Source organism: Salinibacterium sp., assembly GCF_031364185.1.
GTDB lineage: Bacteria > Actinomycetota > Actinomycetes > Actinomycetales > Microbacteriaceae > Rhodoglobus.
In genome coordinates this window covers 1-3592 of record NZ_JANLVV010000178.1, presented here as the reverse complement: position 1 = coordinate 3592, position 3592 = coordinate 1, and the positions used below count along the sequence as shown (strand labels likewise).

Genomic DNA, 3592 nt, shown 5'->3' with positions numbered 1-3592 from the left:
GCCTGGGCAACTTGAGGATGCGCTTGCGCGTGCCGCGGCGGAGCTGGGCCCGATCACGGTGCTGCAGTACAGCCCGCTTCCGTCGCGCGACTACCTGAAGCCGGTGCTCGACCTGACTCCGGAGCTGGCGCTCGAGGCGCTGCAGTTCTCCGCTCTCGGCCTCATCCACTCGGTGCGGGCGGTACTCCCGGCGATGCGTGAGTCGGGCGAGGGCAGCGTCATCCAGATCAACGGTGGCACCTCGGTAAAGGCACGCGCTGGCTTTGCGGGCACCTCGGTCGCGTTCCCGGCCGAGAGTGCCTATGGCGAAATGTTGCACGACGCACTCGAGGATGAGGGCATCCGCGTCAGCCAGCTGGTGATCCCCGGGGGTATACCGCAACTCCAGCTTCCGAACGGAATCGACGACGTTGCCGATCGCATCTGGGGGCTCCACGCGGAGGCGGGCCCGTTCCGCACCATGCTCATCCCGCTCGAGGATGGCCGGGAGTAGGAGAACGGGAGGAGCGGAAAATGTCGAAATCGTCGATTATCACTGACAAGCTGGAACCGATCCACCCGGGTGAAGTGCTCATGGAGGACTTCATCTCGGAACTCGGGATCACCCAGAACCGGGTCGCCGTTGCGATCGGTGTATCCCCGCGGCGCATCAACGAGATCGTGCACGGCAAGCGGTCGGTCACGGCGGATACCGCGTTGCGGCTGGGCAAGTACTTCGGCACATTAGCTCAGCTCTGGCTTAACCTGCAGGCCTCCTATGATCTTGACGTGGAGGCCGACCGGATCCAGTCGCAGGCGGATGCGATAGAGCCGCTCGAGGTTGCATAAGCAAGGTTGCTTCGTGTCGGAACCTGGTCGCGTTTCACTTCAACACATAGTTGTTGGTGGGTTCGATGTGCGGGTTCCGATTGAGCGAGTATTCGGGTCCGTCTCCTTTACCAGCGACAGATCACACCCGCACCGGCCTGTGAAGCTGACGCTCAGCCTCCCTCGCGCGCACGACCATCCGCGCGCACAACAGTTCGATGGTGGGTGTCTGATGCTCGGCGGGGAGGCTGGTTACGACCGCAGTGAACACAGTCGGCGCGGTTGCCGCGAGCAGGCGCGCCCAGTCAAGGAACACGTCGGGGTCGAGCCCGGCGTCGCGCGCGACGGCCTTCCATTCGAACGGGCCCATGTCGCACGCCTCATAAGAACCGGCTATCTTCATCGACAGTTTGGTCTTGTCGAACGAGGTCAGCAGGTCGCGCGGCTCGTCGCCGCTCGGCTTCACATACGGCAGCAGCGAGGAGACGTCGTACATGTCGGTGAGCGTAGAGAACTGTGGGGTTAGGTCCACTGAGAAGTTTTTCGCGTGCGCGTCGGTGTTGAGCACCAGCCATGAGAAGACCAGCGACTTCGCGAACCGTTCCTTAGCGGCGGCGGCTGTTGCGCGTGGAAGACGGTCGAGCAGGGCGAGGATCCGTCGGTAGCCAGGGCCGCCGTCTTTCTCATATTTCCGAAGCCTCGGCACACCGAGGGCCTGGGCCATGTCCTCTTGGTGGATCCGCCGGACGGGTCCGCTGATGCGTTGGTCACGGTCGAACCGCTTCACCACGAGCGAGTGCTCGTCGGCGAACGACATGATCGCGGTCTGTGCAGCGGGCAAGCCGAGCAGATACATCGATGTCATCGTCACGTGCTCGACGATCTCGCCGTCGACCATCCCAGTGACCTTCGGCTTGAATATGTGAGTGGATGGGTGGATGCCCGTCGAGTCGTACCAGCGCCCATCCCGCTGGGACAGCGCGAACTTGCCTTGCGCGCCGCCGAGGGAGAAGTACCCCTTCCCGGCTTCCACCGCAGTCGGAACCGGCAGGTTATTGCGGATCGCGCGGATACGGAGCGCTATCTCCTCGTCTGACACGGCGGCGAACGATCCTTCCGTGCGGGTTGCGGTCCCGTCAGGGTAGAACTCCAGCGCGCCAGCGACGTCGGCGCCGTGCGCGGCGAGCAGGTGGAATGAGTCCGCGTCGGAGAGCCCGCCCTGCCGGGCCCACTCCTCGCGGACGGCGGTGTTGTCGGGAAGCAGGTTGTCGAGGAAGTCGAAGACGACACGGCCGGTGTGTGTCCTCGCCGTCTTCGGTAGCGAATGGGAGATAGCGGGCCCATCAGACTCTCGCCAGGCCTCGTCATAGATCAGTCGGTATCGTTCACGGCTCAGATATTCGATGACGGCGGCGTGCTGGCCGAGCAGGTACACATCGAGACGGTCGGTCACTGGGGCGCCTTGCTGACACGCCGATCCTGCGCGCTCGGAATCTCCGAGCGAGGTGTGACCATCGGCGTCTGCAAGCGATCCAAAGCTCGTTGATATGCGAGATTCTCGTGGAGCGAGACCAGCGCGATCTGAGCCGACTCGGATATACCTGAGCGACCCGTGGCGCGAGGGAGGTTATCGGTCATCTCAACAAGCAGATCGTGGTTGATCGAGGCGACCGTCGGCGCCATGACGTCGGATGCGCGGACGGCGAGTTCTGCGTCAGAAAACTTCTGCGGTGTGGCGGCGATGTCGACTCTCAGGTCAAGAGCGCGAAGAATCAGCAGGACCTTTGACAGGCTCACATCCGCCTTCGCGGACTCGAAACGGGAAAGCCACTGGCGGGTGACGCCGGTGCGCTCGGCGAGATCATCCTGTGAGAGGTTCAAGTCCACACGGCGCTGGCGCGCCACGCGCCCTATGTCCTCGGGCCACGGTGTCTGCATCGGCGCTTCTCCTCTCTGAACGGATGCTTTCCACCATTCGCATGGAACAACACAGTTACATTCTCAGAATGGAAGCTTAGCGTTACATTTAACCAAAGAAACGTTTACGTTACATAAGCAGTGGATGCGACGTGGAGTTCCGACACTCGCGACATCCACTCAGAGCGCGTCAGTCGTAGACCCGACTCCGGTGACCCACTTCCAGAGCTAGGATTACCAACTCAACTTCTCGCAATTCACACAACACCCGATAGTCGCCAACCCGGTACCGCCACACCGTCGCGAGATCGCCACTGAGCCCTTTCCCGCGATCTCGTGGGTCGTCAAGAGTGGTGAGGTCGTCCAAGTAGTCCAACACTCGTCGAGCAATCTGGTGATCGAGTTTTCGGAGTTGGCGAAGGGCAGTCTCCGTGTACTCGACCCTATAAACCAAGCTCGCGTCTCACATCCGCGCTGCTGAATCGTCGCTCATCACGTTCGATCGCAGCGAGCGCCAGCAGGTAGTCCGCTCGGGACTCAAGAAATTCGTCGAGGGCGCGCTTCACGTAGTAGCTCTTATTGCGGCCGGTCTCAGCCGCGAGTTGCTCGAGCGCTTGTTCCTGCTCAGGGGACAGTCTCACTGACAGCATTTTGCGCACCTCCGGGAATAGCGTACTACATGTATGACAAATGAATAGTCAGCTGCGGAGCTGTCCTACGCGAATGTATGCGCAGCCACAGTCGCAGGCGCCACAGGCCGCCGATCCAGGTGGATGCCCGCAATCATGCAGCGCACTGACCCTCCGGCGAGCTCGATCGTGGGAATCTCCACGGCCAGGATGCGGCAACTGCGCTCGATCACAGCTCG

The 3592-nt window shown here is 62.0% G+C and carries 7 protein-coding genes; 2 read left to right on the top strand and 5 right to left on the bottom strand.

From position 1 onward, the window contains the following. Both RMN95_RS07975 and RMN95_RS07970 read left to right on the top strand, forming a co-directional pair. Positions 1 to 493, top strand: a 493-nt coding sequence (locus RMN95_RS07975) for an SDR family NAD(P)-dependent oxidoreductase (RefSeq protein WP_309616404.1), incomplete at its 5' end; no start/stop codon positions are given. Positions 494 to 513: 20 nt separating this feature from the next. Then, the gene (locus RMN95_RS07970; RefSeq protein ID WP_309616403.1) at positions 514 to 828 is read left to right on the top strand and encodes a HigA family addiction module antitoxin; all 315 of its coding nucleotides are present in this window, start codon (positions 514 to 516) and stop codon (positions 826 to 828) included. Between the two features lie 121 nt (positions 829 to 949). Here RMN95_RS07970 and RMN95_RS07965 read toward each other — a convergent pair whose 3' ends face one another. The 5 genes from RMN95_RS07965 to RMN95_RS07945 form a co-directional block, all read right to left on the bottom strand. Next, a complete protein-coding gene (locus RMN95_RS07965; RefSeq protein WP_309616402.1) occupies positions 950 to 2260 on the bottom strand; it encodes a HipA domain-containing protein in 1311 nt (436 codons plus the stop codon). After that, positions 2257 to 2745 carry a helix-turn-helix domain-containing protein gene (locus RMN95_RS07960; protein WP_309616401.1) on the bottom strand — a complete coding sequence of 163 codons (489 nt, stop codon included), beginning with the start codon at positions 2743 to 2745 and terminating at the stop codon, positions 2257 to 2259. The genes RMN95_RS07965 and RMN95_RS07960 overlap by 4 nt, the downstream gene beginning before the upstream one ends. 169 nt (positions 2746 to 2914) lie before the next feature. Next, positions 2915 to 3178, bottom strand: a complete 264-nt coding sequence (locus RMN95_RS07955) for a type II toxin-antitoxin system RelE/ParE family toxin (protein ID WP_309616400.1) — start codon at positions 3176 to 3178, stop codon at positions 2915 to 2917. Then, on the bottom strand, positions 3168 to 3374 hold the full coding sequence (locus tag RMN95_RS07950) for a ribbon-helix-helix protein, CopG family (RefSeq protein WP_309616399.1): 207 nt from the start codon (positions 3372 to 3374) through the stop codon (positions 3168 to 3170). Before RMN95_RS07950 ends, RMN95_RS07955 begins: the two co-directional genes overlap by 11 nt. A 65-nt stretch (positions 3375 to 3439) precedes the next feature. Further along, positions 3440 to 3586: an arginine deiminase-related protein gene (locus RMN95_RS07945; protein ID WP_309616405.1), complete on the bottom strand. Its 147-nt coding sequence runs from the start codon at positions 3584 to 3586 to the stop codon at positions 3440 to 3442. Between the last annotated feature and the right edge of the window lie 6 nt (positions 3587 to 3592).

Coding starts and splice junctions, on each gene's coding strand:
- RMN95_RS07970 (WP_309616403.1), top strand. CDS start 514: ATGTCGAAATCGTCGATTATCACTGACAAGCTGGAACCGATCCACCCG.
- RMN95_RS07960 (WP_309616401.1), bottom strand. CDS start 2,745: ATGCAGACACCGTGGCCCGAGGACATAGGGCGCGTGGCGCGCCAGCGC.
- RMN95_RS07950 (WP_309616399.1), bottom strand. CDS start 3,374: ATGCTGTCAGTGAGACTGTCCCCTGAGCAGGAACAAGCGCTCGAGCAA.